This window comes from Lacrimispora brassicae, assembly GCF_054772055.1.
Genome location: NZ_BRYH01000020.1, coordinates 121,483 through 139,963, shown reverse-complemented (window position 1 = coordinate 139,963; position 18,481 = coordinate 121,483). Strand labels below are relative to the sequence as shown.

Annotated in this window: 16 protein-coding genes; 15 read left to right on the top strand and 1 reads right to left on the bottom strand. The window is 45.6% G+C overall.

Going from position 1 to position 18,481, the window contains the following annotated elements; genetic code table 11:
* Window positions 1–50 precede the first annotated feature (50 nt).
* From ACYVD3_RS09835 to ACYVD3_RS09770, 14 genes are all read left to right on the top strand, one after another.
* On the top strand, window positions 51–443 hold the full coding sequence (locus tag ACYVD3_RS09835) for a hypothetical protein (protein ID WP_460642327.1): 393 nt from the start codon (window positions 51–53) through the stop codon (window positions 441–443).
* Window positions 444–592: 149 nt separating this feature from the next.
* Complete coding sequence (locus tag ACYVD3_RS09830) at window positions 593–1,831, top strand: BaiN/RdsA family NAD(P)/FAD-dependent oxidoreductase (protein WP_460642326.1); 1,239 nt, start codon at window positions 593–595, stop codon at window positions 1,829–1,831.
* 17 nt (window positions 1,832–1,848) lie between these two features.
* On the top strand, window positions 1,849–3,444 hold the full coding sequence (locus ACYVD3_RS09825; protein ID WP_460642325.1) for an NAD(P)/FAD-dependent oxidoreductase: 1,596 nt from the start codon (window positions 1,849–1,851) through the stop codon (window positions 3,442–3,444).
* Window positions 3,445–3,514: 70 nt separating this feature from the next.
* Window positions 3,515–4,378 (top strand): glutamate 5-kinase, encoded by an 864-nt coding sequence (proB, locus tag ACYVD3_RS09820; RefSeq protein WP_460642394.1) that lies wholly within the window; start codon window positions 3,515–3,517, stop codon window positions 4,376–4,378.
* 10 nt (window positions 4,379–4,388) lie between these two features.
* On the top strand, window positions 4,389–4,610 hold the full coding sequence (locus ACYVD3_RS09815; protein WP_460642324.1) for a DUF896 domain-containing protein: 222 nt from the start codon (window positions 4,389–4,391) through the stop codon (window positions 4,608–4,610).
* Window positions 4,588–5,205 (top strand): 5-formyltetrahydrofolate cyclo-ligase, encoded by a 618-nt coding sequence (locus ACYVD3_RS09810; protein ID WP_460642323.1) that lies wholly within the window; start codon window positions 4,588–4,590, stop codon window positions 5,203–5,205. The genes ACYVD3_RS09815 and ACYVD3_RS09810 overlap by 23 nt, the downstream gene beginning before the upstream one ends.
* A 26-nt stretch (window positions 5,206–5,231) precedes the next feature.
* A complete protein-coding gene (locus ACYVD3_RS09805; protein ID WP_460642322.1) occupies window positions 5,232–6,476 on the top strand; it encodes a glutamate-5-semialdehyde dehydrogenase in 1,245 nt (414 codons plus the stop codon).
* Window positions 6,477–6,882: 406 nt separating this feature from the next.
* Window positions 6,883–8,205, top strand: coding sequence for an ABC transporter substrate-binding protein (locus tag ACYVD3_RS09800; protein WP_460642321.1), 1,323 nt, complete (start codon window positions 6,883–6,885; stop codon window positions 8,203–8,205).
* A gap of 71 nt (window positions 8,206–8,276) precedes the next feature.
* Complete coding sequence (locus ACYVD3_RS09795; protein ID WP_460642320.1) at window positions 8,277–9,155, top strand: carbohydrate ABC transporter permease; 879 nt, start codon at window positions 8,277–8,279, stop codon at window positions 9,153–9,155.
* A gap of 14 nt (window positions 9,156–9,169) precedes the next feature.
* Complete coding sequence (locus ACYVD3_RS09790; RefSeq protein WP_460642319.1) at window positions 9,170–9,985, top strand: carbohydrate ABC transporter permease; 816 nt, start codon at window positions 9,170–9,172, stop codon at window positions 9,983–9,985.
* Window positions 9,986–10,005: 20 nt separating this feature from the next.
* A complete protein-coding gene (locus ACYVD3_RS09785) occupies window positions 10,006–12,474 on the top strand; it encodes a glycoside hydrolase family 38 N-terminal domain-containing protein (protein WP_460642318.1) in 2,469 nt (822 codons plus the stop codon).
* 16 nt (window positions 12,475–12,490) lie between these two features.
* Entirely contained in the window at window positions 12,491–13,390 is a 900-nt protein-coding gene (locus ACYVD3_RS09780) for an ROK family protein (protein WP_460642317.1), read from the top strand.
* A 3-nt stretch (window positions 13,391–13,393) separates the two neighbouring features.
* Complete coding sequence (locus ACYVD3_RS09775) at window positions 13,394–14,113, top strand: GntR family transcriptional regulator (protein WP_460642316.1); 720 nt, start codon at window positions 13,394–13,396, stop codon at window positions 14,111–14,113.
* Between the two features lie 103 nt (window positions 14,114–14,216).
* Window positions 14,217–15,965, top strand: coding sequence for a class I mannose-6-phosphate isomerase (locus ACYVD3_RS09770; protein ID WP_460642315.1), 1,749 nt, complete (start codon window positions 14,217–14,219; stop codon window positions 15,963–15,965).
* Window positions 15,966–16,080: 115 nt separating this feature from the next.
* Here ACYVD3_RS09770 and ACYVD3_RS09765 read toward each other — a convergent pair whose 3' ends face one another.
* Entirely contained in the window at window positions 16,081–16,794 is a 714-nt protein-coding gene (locus ACYVD3_RS09765) for a GntR family transcriptional regulator (RefSeq protein WP_460642314.1), read from the bottom strand.
* Between the two features lie 318 nt (window positions 16,795–17,112).
* Between ACYVD3_RS09765 and ACYVD3_RS09760 the strand changes: the two genes are divergently transcribed.
* The gene (locus tag ACYVD3_RS09760) at window positions 17,113–18,477 is read left to right on the top strand and encodes a sulfatase family protein (RefSeq protein WP_460642313.1); all 1,365 of its coding nucleotides are present in this window, start codon (window positions 17,113–17,115) and stop codon (window positions 18,475–18,477) included.
* The last annotated feature ends 4 nt before the right edge of the window (window positions 18,478–18,481 follow it).

The window sequence follows — 18,481 nt, the reverse complement described above, 5'->3', positions numbered from 1 at the left end:
AAACCCAGAAGAAAGCAGATACTATACTTACTTGAAGGAGGTATCATCTCATGAAGAAGTATATGTTCTGCTTTCTTTTGTTCGTAGCGGCATCCGCCATCTGCCTGGGGATAGGTTTTGCCATTACAAAGGACAGCGTAAGGCCTGAGGAGGCCCTTCCGGGGGCAACCATAGAAACAGAAACTGTGACGGAAGCGCAGATCGTAATAAACCAGGAAGAGGTAGAGGCCGAGCCTGTAAATGCAAAGAGCAAGGAAAAATATTATCTTGTTTCAGAGGACGGATATTTGCTCGTCCTCTACCAGGATAAAACCACCATCTGTCTTTATACCCATATGCCGATCACTGATTTCCCCGAGGAAGAGCGGGGGAAATTAATGGATGGCATATGGTTTTCTTCCATGATCGAGGTATTTAATTACCTGGAATCCTATACAAGTTAAAGAAGGACTTGATAAAGAACCATCCTCACGGATAAGGAGCGAAGGGATTTGCGTTCATAAGCATGGAGGAAAGGGGAATGTGAATGTCCGCTTTACATGAAGAGGAAAATTGGATACAATAGGTCTGACTGAGGATACAGGAGGATTTTATGAAACAACAGGTAATCATCATAGGAGCAGGAGCTTCCGGTCTGACAGCGGCGATCCAGGCAGCCAGACAGGGCGCTTCTGTTACCGTTTTAGAACATACGGCCAAGCCGGGGAAAAAGCTTCTTTCCACGGGAAACGGGAAATGTAATTTAACCAATCTCATACTTCCTGAGGGTGCTTACCGGGGAGGCCAGCAGTCGTTTATAAAAAGGGTGCTGGAGAATGTCACCGTGGAACAGACTCTGGAATTCTTCCGGGATATTGGCCTTGTTTTTACAGACCGGAACGGATACGTCTATCCAAATTCCGGACAGGCTGCCTCCGTCCTGGAAGCATTGTTATTTGAACTGGATCACCTGGGAGTATCCATTATTACCGACTGTCAGGTAGAGGAGATAAGGAAGGATTTATCCCTCGTAACCTCCAAGGGAAAGAAACGGGCAGATGCCCTTATTTTAGCGGCAGGCTCCATGGCAGCCCCCAAAACAGGCTCCGATGGCAGCGGCTATGAACTGGCAAAGACTTTGGGCCACAAAATTATTAAACCCCTGCCGGCTTTGGTACAGCTTAGGTGCAGGGGAAAATGGTACAAGCAGGCGGCCGGAGTCAGGACAGAGGCTTCTGTGACCCTTAAAATAGACGGGAAAACAGTGGCAGCCGATAGGGGAGAGCTGCAGTTTACAGATTATGGGATCTCCGGCATTCCGGTTTTCCAGGTTAGCCGGTTCGCCGCCAGAGGAATCGATGCAGGACAACAGGTGACAGCGGACCTGGATTTCCTTCCTTCCATGGATTTTAACAGTACCCGGCAGCTCCTTTCAGAAAGGGTGAAGCGGTTGGGGTACCGGCCGGCAGAGGAATTTTTAAACGGTGTATTAAATCATAAGCTGGCACGGATCCTTTTAAAGGAAGCCGGTATCATGAACGAAGCCGTTGTCAAAGACATCTCGCCTTCCCAGATCAACAAACTGGCTTCTGCCTTAAAGGGGTTGAAAACCGTAATCCTTGCATCCAATTCCTTTGATCAGGCCCAGGTGTGCAGCGGAGGCATTGATACAAGGGAAGTTGATCCGGATACTATGGAATCAAAACTTATTAAGGGTCTTTACCTGGCCGGGGAAATACTTGACGTAGACGGCATCTGCGGAGGCTATAACCTGCAGTGGGCCTGGTCTTGCGGCATACTGGCAGGTACTTGTGCAGGAAGAGGAACGCCCGGAAAACATGGGCAGAAATAAGGAAAACGAGGAAAACAATGATCAGAATCAATCAATTAAAGCTGCCGGTGGATCACAAGCCAGAGGCCCTATGGGCAAAGGCAGCGAAAGCATTAAAAATTCCGGTAAATGAAATCCGCTCTATTCAAATAATAAAGCAGTCTGTTGATGCCAGAAAAAAAGAGGACATTCATTTTACTTACTCCATTGATGTGGAGGTTGAAAAAGAAGAGATTGTGATACATAAAGCAAAGAGCGGGGACATGGGGATATCGGAGAAAAAGGAATATGTGTTTCCAAAGCCTGGAACAAAAAAGATGGCCCACCGGCCGGTGATCATAGGAACCGGGCCTGCGGGACTTTTCTGCGGGATCATGCTGGCAAGGCACGGATACCGTCCCCTTCTTCTGGAGCGGGGAGAGTCCGTGGAAAAGCGCATGGCGGCTGTGGACTTATTCTGGAAGGGCGGAATATTAAGGCCGGATTGTAATGTACAGTTTGGAGAGGGAGGAGCAGGAACCTTTTCCGACGGAAAGCTGAATACCCTTGTAAAGGATCCTCTTATGAGGAATCGGAAGGTGTTGGAGCTTTTTGTGGAATTTGGAGCAGACCCCTCTATTCTCTATGTAAATAAGCCTCATATCGGCACCGATGTTTTAAGCGGTATTGTAAAAAGGATGAGAGAGGAAATCATACGCCTTGGAGGAGAGGTTCGTTTCAACAGCCTTGTGACTGATTTTATAATGAAGGATAACAGGCTTAAGGGAGTCATTGTCAATGAAAAGGAACAGATCCCGGCAGAGATCCTTGTGCTGGCCATCGGACACAGCGCCAGGGATACCTTTGAAATTCTGAACAAAAATGGGGTCCCCATGGAAGCAAAGGCCTTTGCAGTAGGCTTAAGGATCCAGCACCCCCAGGAAAGCATAAACCGCTCTCAGTATGGAACCGGAAACCACCCCATACTTGGCCCTGCGGATTATAAACTGACCCATCAGTGCGCAAACGGAAGAGGGGTTTATACCTTCTGCATGTGCCCCGGAGGATATGTGGTCAACGCCTCTTCCGAGGAAAAAAGGCTTGCAGTAAATGGGATGAGCTATCACAAGCGGGATGGCGTGAATGCCAACAGCGCCTTGATCGTCACCGTAACGCCGGAGGATTTTGAGGGCCAATCTCCTCTTGCCGGTATCGCTTATCAAAGACGGCTGGAAGAGGCGGCCTTTTTAAGCGGCTGCGGAAAGATTCCGGTCCAGCTTTACGGAGATTTTAAAAAGAATCAGCCCTCAAAAGCCTTTGGCAGTGTGGAACCTGCATTTAAAGGCCTCTATGAATTTGCCAATATAAGAGAATTTCTCCCAGAATACTTATCAGAATCTCTCCTTGAGGGAGTAGAAGCCTTTGAACGCCGGATCCGTGGCTTTTCCATGGCTGATGCCATTCTGGCAGGAGTGGAAAGCAGGACCTCTTCACCGGTCCGCATCCCCAGAGACGAGACCTTTGAATGCGGCATAAAAGGGATCTATCCCTGTGGAGAAGGTGCCGGATATGCAGGGGGGATCACCTCTGCGGCCATGGATGGCCTGAAAGTGGCGGAAGCCGTTGCTTCCAGATTTGAAAGGTTTTCTTTATAAATTGACGAAACCGCAAAAATGATGTAAGATATGAAGCAAAAAGAATACCAGAAAGCAGATGATGATGAAGATGAACGTTGAGGAACGAGAGAAACTAAAAGATAAAAAAAGGATTGTAATAAAGATTGGATCCTCATCCTTAACCCACGCCTACACCGGGGATTTGAATCTGATGAAAATCGAAAAGCTGGTCCGGGTAATCAGCGATTTAAAAGGACAGGGAAAACAGGTGGTTTTGGTTTCCTCCGGTGCCATTGCAGCAGGACGCCAGGCTCTGGGATACCGTACCAGGCCTGTTACCTTATCGGAAAAGCAGGCATTCGCAGCCGTAGGCCAGGCCAGGCTTATGATGGTTTACCAGAAGCTCTTTGCAGAATACAATCAAATAGCTGCACAGGTCCTATTAACCAAAAATACTATGGTTAATGACAGCAACCGTTACAACGCCCAGAACACCTTTGACGAGCTTTTAAAACTGGGGACCATCCCCATTGTCAATGAAAATGATACCGTATCCACTTCCGAAATTCCCCTTGTTGATAATTTCGGAGATAATGACCGGCTTTCCGCCATTGTGGCCGCATTGATCGGAGCAGATCTTCTGATATTATTATCGGATATTGACGGCCTGTATTCTGATGACCCCAGGCAAAATCCGGACGCAGAATTTATCGGATTGGTAAGGGAAATCACACCCAAGCTTCTTGATATGGGGAAATCCACCTCCGGAAGCGATGTGGGCACCGGAGGTATGGCAGCAAAGCTGGCAGCCGCCCGGATTGCTACGGACAGCGGTTCCGATATGGTCATTGCCAACGGGGACCAGGTAGATGTCATTGGGCAGATCGTGGATGGAGAAGAAAAAGGAACCTTATTCCTGGCTCATCCAAACCATGACTTTGACTTAATGGACTATATCAATCACGAGTATTAAGGAGATACCTATGAATCAGGAAAAGATCGACCGGATCAATACACTTTATCATAAATTAAAATCAACAGGATTAACGGAAGAAGAACAGGCAGAGCAGACTGCTTTGCGGAGGGAATACATTGAAACCATCCGCAATAGTTTACGAGGAAATTTAAACAATATTTCCATTCAGGAGAAAGATGGTACCGTAACGGATTTAGGTAAAAAATATGGAAAAGTCAAAGAAGAATGATATCAGGACATTTATAAAGGAGCAGCGTAAGTCTTTGGAGTCAGCCGCTGAAAGCCTTTGGAACGATTCCATCTGTGAACAGCTTTTAAACATGGATGACATCCGCAGGGCATTTTGTGTCTACTGCTATGTATCCTTTCACCGGGAAGCAGGGACCTGGAGGTTTATAGAAACTTTAGTAAAGCAGGGAAAATGTGTAGCCGTGCCAAAGGTCGTTGGAAAGGAACTGGAGTTTTATGCCATATCCGGAAAAACAGATCTGGAGGAAGGTGTTATGGGAATTATGGAACCAAAGCCATCCTGCTTAAGAATCCACGACCCGGGAGCTCCTGTTATTGTTCCGGGGATTGCTTTTGACAGGATCGGAAACAGGATCGGGTACGGGGGCGGATATTATGACCGGCTATTTGAGAGGGAACCAGACCATCCCCGCATTGCCATAGCCTACGGCTTTCAAATATTTGACCATATTCCCACGGAACCTCATGACAAACGTGTGGATCGGATTATCACTCCTTTATGCCCAAAGTACATGGGCAATAATAAGGATACACCCTTCGGGTATACCTTTATGCCCAAAATACACGGGCGATAATAAGGAAAAGATTGGAGGACTCTTTTATGACGATTACTGAGATCGGAAAGACAGCAAAAGAAGCAGCCGGAATCATTGGGATCCTGGGTTCGGCAAAAAAGAATGAAGGCTTAAAGGCAGCGGCGTCAGCCCTGCTGGAAGGAGAGGTGGAAATCCTCACCGCAAACCAGGAGGATGTGATAAAAGCAGCCGCCTCCGGAATGAGCGCCGGGCTGATTGACCGCCTGGAACTGACTCCTGGGAGAATCGAAGCCATGGCTGACGGACTTTTGTCCGTGGCCGCACTGGATGATCCGGTGGGAGAAGTACTTTCCATGAAGGTCCGCCCCAATGGCCTTACCATTGGCCAGAAGCGGGTTCCCCTGGGTGTTGTAGGTATTATATATGAAGCTAGGCCTAATGTGACCGCCGATGCCTTTGGGCTCTGCTTTAAATCGGGAAATGCCGTGATTTTAAAGGGTGGAAGCGATGCCCTGGAATCCAATAAAGCCATTGTAAAATGGCTCCGCACCGGCCTTAGGAATGCCGGCCTTCCGGAGGATGCCATCCAGCTCATTGCCGATGTTGACCGGGAAGTGACAAAGGAATTCATGCGTCTTAGGGAATATGTGGATGTGTTGATCCCAAGAGGCGGTGCCGGATTAATAAAAACCGTTGTAGATAACAGCACCATTCCAGTCATTGAAACAGGAACCGGAAACTGCCATATTTTTGTCGACGAAACTGCTGATTTTAATATGGCTTTGGATATCATATATAACGCAAAGACTCAGAGAATCGGAGTTTGCAACGCTTGTGAATCCCTGGTCATTCACAGAGCGATTGCCCCTGGATTCCTGCCCTTATTAAAGGAGCGGCTCTCTCAGAAATCCGTTGAGATTCGCGCAGACGAGGAAGCCTGTGCCATGGCAGAGGGATTTGTTCCTGCCACTGAGGAAGATTGGGGTTGTGAATACCTGGACTATATCCTGTCTTTAAAGCTTGTTGGTTCTGTGGAGGAAGCTATTTCCCATATTAACCGTTATAGCACCAGGCATTCCGAATCTATTATTACATCGGATTACAACAATGCCCAGAAGTTTTTAAATGAGATCGATGCGGCGGCGGTTTATGTCAACGCCTCCACCCGCTTTACCGACGGATATGAATTCGGCTTTGGCGCTGAGATCGGAATCAGTACCCAGAAGCTCCATGCAAGAGGCCCTATGGGGCTTAAGGAACTGACAACCACCAAATATATCATTTATGGTAATGGACAGATTCGTCCGTAGCTGGATTTTTTTGCTTGCAGATATAAAAACCATAATTAAATCTCATTGTAATTTAAATATCAGAAATGACACTGGAAAGGAAAACAGGGAGTTTGCTGCAGAAATGTATGCCCCCTGTTTTTTTGTGTAAAAAATTACAAATCACCAATCAAAATGTATTATCTAAGGAGGCATTACAGGATAAAATAAAAGAAAAATGATTGGAAATACAGGATTTATCCACCGTTAGGGCCTGTAATGAAACAATCGTGTACAAAATGCACAAAATGTATTGAATAGAATTACTAAAATTGTGCTAATTGCTTGAAACGAATTGATTTATTAATAATATTAGTATATTGTAATGTTATAACATTTACATGCCTGTGCACCAGTCACAGGGGAAGCAAATAAGGAGGCAATCGTTATGTTAAAATCTAAGCGGTTTGTAGCAGCGGCGCTGACAGCGGTCATGGTTATGGGAACATTGGCTGGCTGTGGAAGCAGTACAAATGGAAAAACTGACAACGGGGCGGCGAAAACAGAGGGGAAAGAAACAGAGGCGGCAGAAGGAAACGCAGCAGTAGGAACGAAAGTAGAATTCTGGAACGACAAATTTGCTAATTCGGAAAAGTCTGATGTGGATAAGATCATGAACAGTATCACGGAATTAAGCGGAATTAAAGTAGAACAGATTGCTTATCCGGATACAGCAGCATATCAGACGGCCATGCAGCAGTCCATCCGCGATAAGAAAGCACCGGGATTATTTACCTGGTGGAGCGGCCCTCAGTTAGAAACACTTGCCAAGAATGATCTGCTGGAAGACTTATCAGGCCTTTGGGATGAAGTGATTGTTCCAAACGGCGTATCAAAGGATTTGGCAGATGCATTTACCGTGGACGGTAAGGTCTATGCAGTGCCATACAGCGTTATCTATAATACCATGGTTTACAATATGGATATTTTCAAACAGTTTAACCTGGAAGTCCCCGGTACGTTTGACGAGTTCCTTACTGTCTGCCAGACATTAAAAGACAACGGCATCACTCCTATCGCATTGAAGAACGACTCATGGGCAGGCTTTATCTGGTTCCAGGCTTTGATTGGCGCATACGAGCCGCAGCTTTACTTGGATATCTGTGATGGAACAAAAGACTATACGGATCCGGATGTGGTAAAAGTCATGAATATCTGGAAGGACATGCTGGATAAGGGATATTTCACCATGCCCATGAAGATTCAGGATATGGACAAATCCTTAGCGCAAGGTACCGTAGCCATGGAATTGGAGCCAAACTATGAAGTGGGTTCCCTGATTAAAGAGTACGGCATGACAGCCGGAGAAAATGTCGGTGTATTCGTCCTTCCTTCCATGAATGATCACAAAAAGGTTATCTTTTATGAAGTGACTCCATTATGCGTTGCCAAGGCCAGCGCAGATAAAGAGACTGCAAAAGAAGTATTACGGTCCTGGTTTAAGAAAGAGCACCAGACAGTCCTGACAGAAGTTGCAAACTTTGTAAATACCAGCGAAGTACAGGTTGATAACAAATGCATCCAGGATACGCTTGCATTTAGTTCAGATTCAGACAATTACCAGATGATTCTCCGCTACTACGAAAATACACCGGAAGAAATTCGTAATGTGGCGCTGGACGAACTGATGAAGTTTGAACTTGGCGATGCAGGTGTGGATGAAGTATTACATACAATCCAGACGAAAGCATCAGAAGTATTTGGAAAATAGTCAGAAAAAGATCAGGAACCGGAGAGCGGATATCCGTTCTCCGAGTCTGGTATCAGAAAGGAGCATATGGTATGGCAAGGACGGTAGAAACGCAGAAGAAAAAAATATATTGGAAGGATTATTTATACATACTTCCGGCAGTCCTTTTTATCGGCATCTTTTTTGTATCATCCATAATTTATACGGTCCGGCTCAGCTTCTTTGAGTGGGATGGCTTTTCAAAAATGACGTTTAAAGGTCTGGACAATTATATCAATCTGTTTCAGGATAAAAATTTCAAGATTTCAGTGATGAATACCCTCATCTGGGTCATATCTTCCATGGTTACGTCAGTGCTTGTTCCATTATTGTTTGCGATTTTGATTACAAGGAGTTCTGCATTAACACTCTTTAAAAATATATTCTATTTTCCAACCGCACTTTCCGGCACAGTGGGAGGTCTGATCATGGCTACCCTTTTATCCACCTATGGCCTTCCTCAGATTTTCCTATGGCTTGGGAAGCCGGAACTGGCGAGAGACTGGCTGGCTATTCCCTATGTGAATACCTTTATCATGATCCTGACCGGTGTATGGCAGGGCATCGGCCTAAATATGCTGTTGTTCATTTCGGGAATCAGGAACATGGATTCTTCTCCCATCGAGGCCGCCAAAATTGAAGGCGCAGGTTCCATCAAGCTTTACACAAAGGTGATCCTGCCGCTTTTAAAACCGACCATCATCGTTGTACTTTTAATGGCCCTTGTAAACAGCTTTAAAGTATTTGACGGCATATGGGTCATGACCAAAGGCGGTCCATACAGGACATCGGAGACCCTGGCTCTTACCATGTACGAGGAATCCTTTATTTATAACAATTTCGGCGTGGGCGCTGCGGTGGCAGTTGTTCTTACAATTGTGATCCTCATAGTATCCTACTTTAATATCAGGAATACATTCAAGGAAGATTAGACAAGGAGGCCATCATGGCACAGAAAATACATAAAACAGTCATTGTTAATGCCATACTGTCGGTTCTTGGCCTTGTATGGATTACCCCTTTGATCTTTACGGTATTAAATATCGTGAAGAAAAAGCAGGAATATAACATGGGAAGCTTCTGGCAGCTTCCGGAAGGCTTCTATTTGGTGGATAATATAAAAAATGTGATTGAAAGCGGGATTCTAAGTTCCATGGGAGCCAGCCTTTTATATGCTGTTTTAGGATCTGGATTTTCCGCTTTTATCGGCCTTCTGGCAGCTTACGGCCTTACCCATTTGAGGATTCGGGGAAAGATGTTCTGGTTCCTTTTCATTTACAGCGGAACGATTTTTCCGTTCCAGGTTTATTTAATTCCTATTTATAAAGGATACTTCAAGCTGGGACTTTACGATACGAGTCTGGGCATGGTACTGTTCTATACGGCGATCTGTATTCCTTTCTGTATGTTTGTGCTTCGCAACTTTTTCTTAGGCATTTCCAAAGAGATCTGCGAATCGTCAAAGATTGATGGGGCATCAGAGTGGAAGACGCTGTTACACATTTTCGTACCAATGGCAAAGGCTCCCTTATCCATTTTGTTCCTGTCACAGTTTACCTGGTCCTGGAACGACTTGATGTTTGGCCTTACTTTTACAAAATCAACCCATGTCAGGCCGGTCATGGCAAGCATGTCCATGTTAAGCAAGGGAAATGCACCGGCACTGTTTTTAGCATGTATCCTGGTATCCATACCAACCATTATCCTGTTCATATTTCTTCAGAATAATTTTGAGGCAGGTATGGCTTACACCAGTAAATAAAAGAAACGCGGAGGGCGAAAATGAATACGAATACGGTAAAAAAATGGAATATTTATTTGATCCAGCATTCCCATACGGATATTGGCTATACGGAACGCCAGGATAAGATTATACGGTACCATTACGACTTCATACGCCAGGCCATGGATATTCTGGATGGAATCCACAGCGGGGAAATTACAGGGGCTGACGGCTTTGTATGGCAGTGTGAAAATTACTGGCAGGTGGAGAATTTCTATGAAATGGCAGATGAAGCTGCCATAAAAAAATTCGAGACCTACGTAAAAAGCGGCGAAATCGGTTTAAGCGGCAACTATTTAAATATGACCGAGCTGGTCAGTATGCCGGTTCTGGAACACGCCATAGAAAAAGTCCAGCAGTATGGGAAAGCAATCGGCCACCCGGTTACGGCCGGCATGTGTGCTGATATCAATGGAATGGCCTGGGGATATGCCGATGCGCTTTACGACAATGGGATCCGGGATTTTTACTCCTGCCTCCATCCCCATCACGGAATGTTCCCTCTCTATAAAAAAGTGCTTCCGTTCTACTGGGAAAGCCCGAAAGGGAACCAGCTATTAGTCTGGAACGGAGATCATTACCACTTGGGAAATGAGATGTTTTTAGCTCCTCACGGGGGAACAACATACATGATAAATGATGAATTTTCACCGGGAATCCGGAATAATTTCATTCTGAACCAGAATCCAGAGGATACGTACGAGACCGAGATGAAGATCGTAAAGACCAGAATCCAGCGGTATCTTGATAATCTTAATGAGGAAGGCTATCCCTACGATATCGTACCGTTCATGGTTTCCGGAGCAATTACGGACAATGCACCGCCAAACGCCGGCATTGCAAGACGGGTCAATGAATTGAACAAAATCTATGAAGGCCGTATATCCTTTTGCATGGTGACCCTGGAGCAGTTCTTCGATGCCGTAAGGGAACATTGCAGCGATATCCCTGTCTTTCGCGGAGACTGGACCGACTGGTGGGCGGACGGAATCGGCTCAACACCGGCTGAGGTGAAGGTCTACCGCGATGCTATGAGAAAATATGATATCTGCAGGAAGCTGGATCCCCATGGCCTGCTTGGAAATCAGGAACTGATGGAGAAGACGGCAAAGGAGCAGATGCTGTATGCGGAGCATACCTGGGGATATTCCTCCAGCGTTTCAGAACCGTGGGAAAGTCTGGTAGGGATGTTGGAACTGAAAAAAGGCGCTTATGCCACTAATTCCAATACTCATGCGGCAAAGAATTTAGATCAGATCCTGACAGCCAAAGGAGAAGTGACAATCCGCCAGGATAAGCCTCAGCGGTATCTGGTCATCAATCCCCACGATGTGCCACTGCACACAAAGGCCTGTCTTTACATTGAGTTCTGGGAGTATATCCAAGGAGTACGCTATGATGAGACCATTCCCATCCAGGTGGTGGACTGCGAAACCGGAAGGACGGTTCCAAGCCAGGTAAAACGGATAGCCAGGGCTACCCAGGTGGAGATCGAAATCACCATGAAACCGAAAGAAGAGAAGACGGTGATGATCACCCTGGATGAACGGAAGTATCAGACCACTGAAAATCACGCCCACATCGGGGCGGAAGGCATTGAGGACCTCCTTGCCCCAAAGGAAAACAGGGTGGATGGGGACCGGATCGAGACAGACCATATGATTCTTACCTTAGACGGGAAAAAGGGAATCGTTTCCATTATAAATAAAGCGGATAACAGGGAGCTGATCCGTGAAGACAGTGTGGACGGCGCATTTGCCGGTGTGTATGAAGTGACAGATATGACGGGATCCGCCTGTGAAACCAGAAGGAGAATGGGACGCAACCGGAAATCCACAGCCACCAGAAGATACAAAAGCGTGTTAAAGAACCGGAGAATCGTGGAAGACGGAGCGGTTTACGCAGCGGTTGAATTGGATTATCAACTGGAAGGAACCGGATTCTATACCGTATACATAAAGGCGTATAAGCACCGGCCAAAGCTGGAGGCCATGGTAAGAGTCCATAAACAGAGTGTGTGGGAGCCGGAGAACCTATACGTAGCCCTTCCCTTTACTGCCGGAGAAGACACGACGGTGTATTTCGATAAAACAGGCTGTATTATCCGTCCGGGAATCGACCAGCTTCCTGGAAGCTGTCAGGACTTTTATCTGATACAGAATGGGGTGGTATTAAAATCAGATGCCATAAATCTTGCTATTATCACGAAAGATGCGCCTCTCATCAGCCTTGGCGGGCTGGAAGCCAGACCAATTGTTTTATGTGACGGCGAGGATAAAGAAAGAAATCGTTCCCCACTTTATTCCTGGGTGATGAACAACTATTGGGAGACTAATTTTAAGGTAAATCTGGGCGGATTTTATGAGTTTTCCTATACCCTGATGGTTCACGAGCCATGTGGCGAGGCGGAAATGTATGCAGAATGTGAAGCAGAAAATGAGGGCCTGATTGCCTGCTATGCGGATTAACAAAGGAGAGGTGAACGTGAAGGCGGAATGCAGTTATATACTACTGGATGTAGGCGGTACGCTGATAAAATGCGCAGTTGCAGACCAGACGGGACATCTGCTTCAGAAAGGACCGTTAAGCTTTCCGGCTCTGGCAAAGGAAGAAAGCGGGGTTATCTTTGACAATTTCGCTTTCCTGATTGATGAGATGAAGAGGCTGGCCGGGGCAAGACCCATTGCCGGCGTGGCCATGGCGTTTCCTGGACCTTTCCATTACGTTTTTGGAATCAGTCTGATGAAGGGACTGGATAAGTACGATTCCATCTATGGAATTCCTCTTGTTCCCCAACTGAAAAAACGTCTGGATTGGCTGGCAGATATCCCGTTTAAGTTCCTTCATGATGTAGAGGCATTTGCCGTTGGGGAAAGCCGGTTTGGAAAGGCAGCAGGCAAGGAGAAAATTATTTGTCTCTGTATTGGCACTGGAGCAGGCTCCGCTTTCGTAAAAGCAAAGATGGTGCAGAAGGAAGAAAAGGACGGGGTGCCTGAAAATGGCTGGCTTTACAATACTCCGTACCGGGACGGGGTAATTGATGATTACGTATCAGTCAGAGGTCTGGCGGCACTGGCCAGGGAAATTTATGGCAGCAAAATTTCCGGTAAGGAGCTTTATCATCGTTCCTGCCATGGGGAAGAGAAAGCGCTGCTTACGTTTAAGGCATTTGGGGAGGATTTAAAAGACGCCATGGTGCCGTTTTTAGACAGGTTTAAACCTGATGCGCTGGTTATGGGAGGGCAGATATCAAAGAGTTTCTCCTTCTTTGGAGATGGCATCCGAAAAGAATGCCTGGACAGAAATATAGAGATTTTCACGGAAGACGACACATCGGGACTGGCAATGCTGGGACTGTTTGTTTCCATGAAGGAAGGAGTGTAGCAAATGCTGAATCACGAAAAGGGGGCGCAGCCCTTATATTCGCAGATGGAAACAATTTTAAAGAAGCAGATTGAGCATGGAGAATTCAATAAAGGGGATATTTTTCCCACGGAAAAGATGCTGATGGAAGAGTACGATGTATCCCGGGTCACGGTACGTCAGGCTTTAGCTGCGCTGACCCTGGACCGGTATATCAAAAGCTCCAGGGGAATCGGAACCACGGTAATATATGAGAAAATTGACGAACATTTAAAGAGCGTCATCAGCTTTACAGACGAGATGAAGCAGCATAACATCACCATGAGCACCTCCTACTGCACAATGGAAAAAGTCAGGCCAGGGAAGAAAGTGGCCATGGTACTTGGAATTCCTGAGGCAAAGCAGTGTTACTGCCTTACCAGAGTCAGATGTGTGGATAAAATCCCTATGGTTTATTCTGTCACATATTTGAAGGATATCGTGGAACTGCCTATGGAAAAGGAATATTATATGGAATCCTTATATAAATATCTTCAGGAAACCTATGGGATCATCATTGCCAGAGGACAGGATACCCTGGAAGCCGTGTTGTCCACAAAGGAAATCCAGGATTTTTTGAAGGTAGATCCACAACTGCCTTTGTTTAAGAGGGTCAGAAAGACATTTTTGGCGGATGGAGAAATATTTGAATATTCTGACTGTTATTATCCAGGAAACCGGTACAAGTATACGGTGGACTTATAAGAAGGTGGAGAGAAAAGCATCTTTCAACCTTGAATTTGTGAACAGCGCGCCCCGCTTCACCGGGCGTCAACTGGATTCCGCTTGATTCTTTAGGAGGCAAAATATGAAACTTAAAAACAAATATAACAATTATGAACTGCATCCCTATACTGAGATCAAGGGGTACGATGACCAAGGGTGGGGAGAATACCATTCGGTGGTATCTGAACTGAAACAGAATATCAAAGAAAAAGAATCTGCCGTAGTATGCTTTGACTTCTATCCCGGTGTGAATAAGGAAGAAATCCTTGCATTGGCAAAGGAATTAAAGCCGGATGTTCTCATTGATATGGAAGAACTGGCAAAAAGTGAGGAGGACTTAAACCGGGAATTCCATGATTTCATTACGGACGACCGGGTGTTTGGAATCATGTGCCACAAGCGGTTGGAAGATTTCTTTGACCCGGAAAAAATGGCAACAGTCAGGCAGCAGCTTTCCACGGATAAAAGCGGGCTTGTGGTGATTGCAGGCGTTGGAGCAGGACTTTTAAAAGAAGGTGATATCACGGTTTACTGTGATATCACCCGATGGGAGATCCAGCTTCGCTACCGTGAAGGTATGCCTAACTGGCACTGTACCAATTATGATGCACCCAATCTGGAAAAGTATAAAAGAGGGTTTTTCATCGAATGGAGACTGGCCGACCGGTATAAGAAGGAACGGTTTGAAAGCTTTGATTACATACTGGAAACAGAAGAAAGGGACAATCCAAAGCTGATCACCGGTGAGGCATTCCGGGCGGGCCTAAAGGAACTGAGCAGACGCCCCTTCCGTTTGGAGCCGTACTTTGATCCGGGGGTTTGGGGCGGCCACTGGATGCAGGAGCACTTTAATCTGGATAAAGAGAAGGAAAATTTCGCATGGAGCTTTGACGGGGTTCCGGAAGAGAATGCCATCAATCTGGCCTTTGGAGATGTAAAGGTAAAACTCCCTGCCATTGATCTGGTATTCTACTGCCCCAAAGAACTTTTAGGAGAACGGGTGCATGGCCGTTTCGGTGCGGAATTTCCTATCCGTTTTGATCTTTTAGACACCATGGGAGGTGGAAATCTGTCCCTTCAGGTTCATCCGCTGACGGAATATATCCAGGATACGTTTGGAATGCACTACACCCAGGATGAAAGTTATTACCTGCTGGATACTGAGGAAGACGAGGATGCATACGTTTATTTAGGTGTAAAAAAGGGAGTGGACAAAGAGGCCATGGCGCGGGATCTGCGTGAGGCAGAGATGGGCAAAATTCAGTTTCCGGCGGAAAAGTATGTAAATCAGATACCGGTGAAAAAGCATGACCATATATTGATCCCGGCGGGAACCATTCATTGTTCCGGTAAGAATACCATGGTACTGGAGATCAGCGCCACGCCCTACATCTTCACCTTTAAGCTGTGGGACTGGGGAAGAGTAGGTTTGGATGGAATACCCCGTCCAACTCACCTGGACCATGGATTAAAGAATATCCGGTGGGAGCGGGATGAGGACTGGATCTATAAGGAAATCGTCCATCAGGAGCAGACTCTGGAAGAACGGGAGGGTATGAAGCTGGAACGGACCGGCCTTCATAATCAGGAATTTATCAATACATTCCGTTATATCTTCACGGAACCGGTTTCCGTGAAGATGGAGGATTCCGTTCAAATGATGAACCTGGTGGAGGGAGAATCCGCCAGAATCGAAAGTACAGACGGAGCCTTCCAACCCTTTGAAATCCACTATGGGGAAACGGCCATCGTACCTGCAAGGGTGGGAGAATACCGGATCGTCCCCGGTGAAGGTATGTGTATGATGGTGATTGCAGCCATCCGAAAATAATAGGGAAAATGTTTTTGAGAAAATGATTCAAGAGCCAGTTGATATGGTGTCCTGCCATTCAGACTGGCTCTTGGCGTTGGTTTCGTGAGATTGACAATCAGAAAGCTTATGGAGATCAGCTTTTGACGTAGGTCAACTGGTATTTTGGTGAGTTAAGGGTTAATTCTGTATAATCCATAATCTGATTATTAGTCAGATAAGTGGTGTTGGCAACTCTCAGAATAGGGGTATCCAAAGATATGCCAAACATATCTGCGATATTTTTTGAGGGGTGAATGGGGGTTACAGTATGATCGCTGTATGCAATTTTCATTCCCTTTACCTGTTCAAAGTACTGATATTTTGACTGCTGCAACACCTGCATGGAGATATCAGGATATAGGCGGCTGGACATATAGGTTGTTTCAAACTGAAATATTTCATCATTTGCATACCGGATTCTTTCAATAAAATAAATGGGTTCTCCTGTCTCAATCTTTAAGATGGAAGCAATATTTGAAGGTGCTTTCTGGACCATAAAGGCAGGAACCTCTGTCCGGACGGAAATCCCCTGTTCACGCATCACTTCTGAAAATCCCTGGATGGAGCTGGGGTTTAAAGTAACAGAAGGGTGACATACAAATGTCCCCACCCCGGCAACCCTTGTGAGAAGTCCCTTTGCTACCAGATTATCAGTTGCTTTTCTGACAGTCACCCTTGATACATGATAGGTATTGGAAAGCTCCAGCTCTGTGGGAATAAGATCGTCTTTTTTATAATAGCCTAAATTTATTTTTTGAAGCAGATCATTTTCAATCTGTTTATATTGTGCAATTCTTTTCTCTGACATAATTATCTCCTCATTTTCTTATAAAACCAGTTCTTTAATTGTATTATACTTTGAAGTAAATGACAATACATTTTTGAGTCAATATATAAACCGAGAAATACATTTTAGATATTGCAGTATGTATATGATAACACAATTTAAACAAAATGTATTGACATTAAAATGCGTCTATAGTATATTGTTTATAACAATGATAATACATATTGCATAATGATAAATACATTTCAACCGAATCAAGCAGCCCTGGCCGCTATTCGGTTATGAACAAGCAGCGAAGCGGATTGCGAATATCCGCTTGACCAGCAGGAGGTACAATTAGTGAAAAATGTATTGTATATTCATACTCATGATTCCGGCCGGGTATTGAGTCCTTATGGTTATAAGGTTCCCACGCCCAATATGGAATCCTTTTCCAGGACAGCAGCAGTGTTTCGGAATGCGTACTGCGCAGGCCCGACTTGTTCACCCAGCCGTGCGGCAATGCTGACCAGTACGTACCCACATCAGAATGGTATGCTGGGTCTGGCCCAGAGAGGCTTTGTCATGGATTACAGCAGGCATCTGGTGAACTATTTAAACCAGAATGGTTACTATACCGCTCTTTGCGGAATCCAGCATGAAGCAGGCTGGTATCTGGACAGGAAACAGGGGGCGGCCGAGATTGGCTATCAGGAAGAACTGACCACAGATAATTCCGGATATTCCCAGGAAGAGCTGGTGGACTGGGATAAGGAAAATGCACATGAGGTCTGCCGGTGGCTGAAGAATTACGACAGGGAACAGCCCTTTTTCCTTTCTTATGGGATGTATGCGACCCATCGGCGGTTTCCTCATAAGATTGATGAAGATATTGGCCCTGAATACGCCCTTCCCCCCTATCCGATTCCGGACACAAAAGATACACGGGAAGATTTTGCAGGTTATCTGATGAGTGTTAAATGCGCGGATGCCTGTTTTGGCCAGGTGATTTCATGTCTGAAAGAAGAGGGATTGTGGGAAAATACCATTATTCTCTTTACAACAGATCACGGTCTGCCAAATCCCTTTTCAAAATGTACTTTGTTTGATAGCGGAATCGGAGTGAGTCTGATGCTTCGTTCACCGGGAGCGTTGGGGAATGGTATTGTAGCAGACGGTCTTGTCTCCCACGTGGATGTATTTCCTACACTTTGTGAGCTCCTTGAACTGGAGAAACCGGAATATCTGGAAGGAAGGTCACTGGTTCCTCTGCTGACAGGGGAGATGGAAGAAATCAGGTCTGATGTTTTTGCTGAAATCAATTTCCACACGTCCTATGAGCCGGCCCGCTGTGTTCGTACAAGGCGCTATAAATATATCCGCTATTATGATAAATCTTATTTAAAAATAAACCAGTCCAACATTGATGAATCTTTGACAAAAGATTATTTTCAGAAGCAGGATCTGAAAAATCAGACAAAGTATGAAGAAGCTCTTTACGATCTTCTTTATGATCCGGGAGAACGCAATAATCTGGCATATAACCGGGAATACGCTTTGGTTTTAAAAGAAATGAGCCAGAGGTTACTGGCTTATCAGGAAAAGACAGAGGATCCCATTCTGAAAGGTGAAATTACAATAAAACCAGAATGGAAAGTAAACAGAAAGGAGTGCAGCGCTGCAAGTTCAAAAAATCCAGAGGATTATGTCAGCTTTGGAAAATGAAAGG

Bases quoted from the DNA above. Each gene is read 5' to 3' on its own strand.
- ACYVD3_RS09800 (WP_460642321.1), top strand. From the start codon at position 6,883: ATGTTAAAATCTAAGCGGTTTGTAGCAGCGGCGCTGACAGCGGTCATG.
- ACYVD3_RS09790 (WP_460642319.1), top strand. From the start codon at position 9,170: ATGGCACAGAAAATACATAAAACAGTCATTGTTAATGCCATACTGTCG.
- ACYVD3_RS09825 (WP_460642325.1), top strand. From the start codon at position 1,849: ATGATCAGAATCAATCAATTAAAGCTGCCGGTGGATCACAAGCCAGAG.
- ACYVD3_RS09785 (WP_460642318.1), top strand. From the start codon at position 10,006: ATGAATACGAATACGGTAAAAAAATGGAATATTTATTTGATCCAGCAT.
- ACYVD3_RS09805 (WP_460642322.1), top strand. From the start codon at position 5,232: ATGACGATTACTGAGATCGGAAAGACAGCAAAAGAAGCAGCCGGAATC.
- ACYVD3_RS09835 (WP_460642327.1), top strand. From the start codon at position 51: ATGAAGAAGTATATGTTCTGCTTTCTTTTGTTCGTAGCGGCATCCGCC.
- ACYVD3_RS09775 (WP_460642316.1), top strand. From the start codon at position 13,394: ATGCTGAATCACGAAAAGGGGGCGCAGCCCTTATATTCGCAGATGGAA.
- ACYVD3_RS09765 (WP_460642314.1), bottom strand. From the start codon at position 16,794: ATGTCAGAGAAAAGAATTGCACAATATAAACAGATTGAAAATGATCTG.
- proB (WP_460642394.1), top strand. From the start codon at position 3,515: ATGAACGTTGAGGAACGAGAGAAACTAAAAGATAAAAAAAGGATTGTA.
- ACYVD3_RS09830 (WP_460642326.1), top strand. From the start codon at position 593: ATGAAACAACAGGTAATCATCATAGGAGCAGGAGCTTCCGGTCTGACA.
- ACYVD3_RS09770 (WP_460642315.1), top strand. From the start codon at position 14,217: ATGAAACTTAAAAACAAATATAACAATTATGAACTGCATCCCTATACT.
- ACYVD3_RS09795 (WP_460642320.1), top strand. From the start codon at position 8,277: ATGGCAAGGACGGTAGAAACGCAGAAGAAAAAAATATATTGGAAGGAT.
- ACYVD3_RS09815 (WP_460642324.1), top strand. From the start codon at position 4,389: ATGAATCAGGAAAAGATCGACCGGATCAATACACTTTATCATAAATTA.
- ACYVD3_RS09810 (WP_460642323.1), top strand. From the start codon at position 4,588: ATGGAAAAGTCAAAGAAGAATGATATCAGGACATTTATAAAGGAGCAG.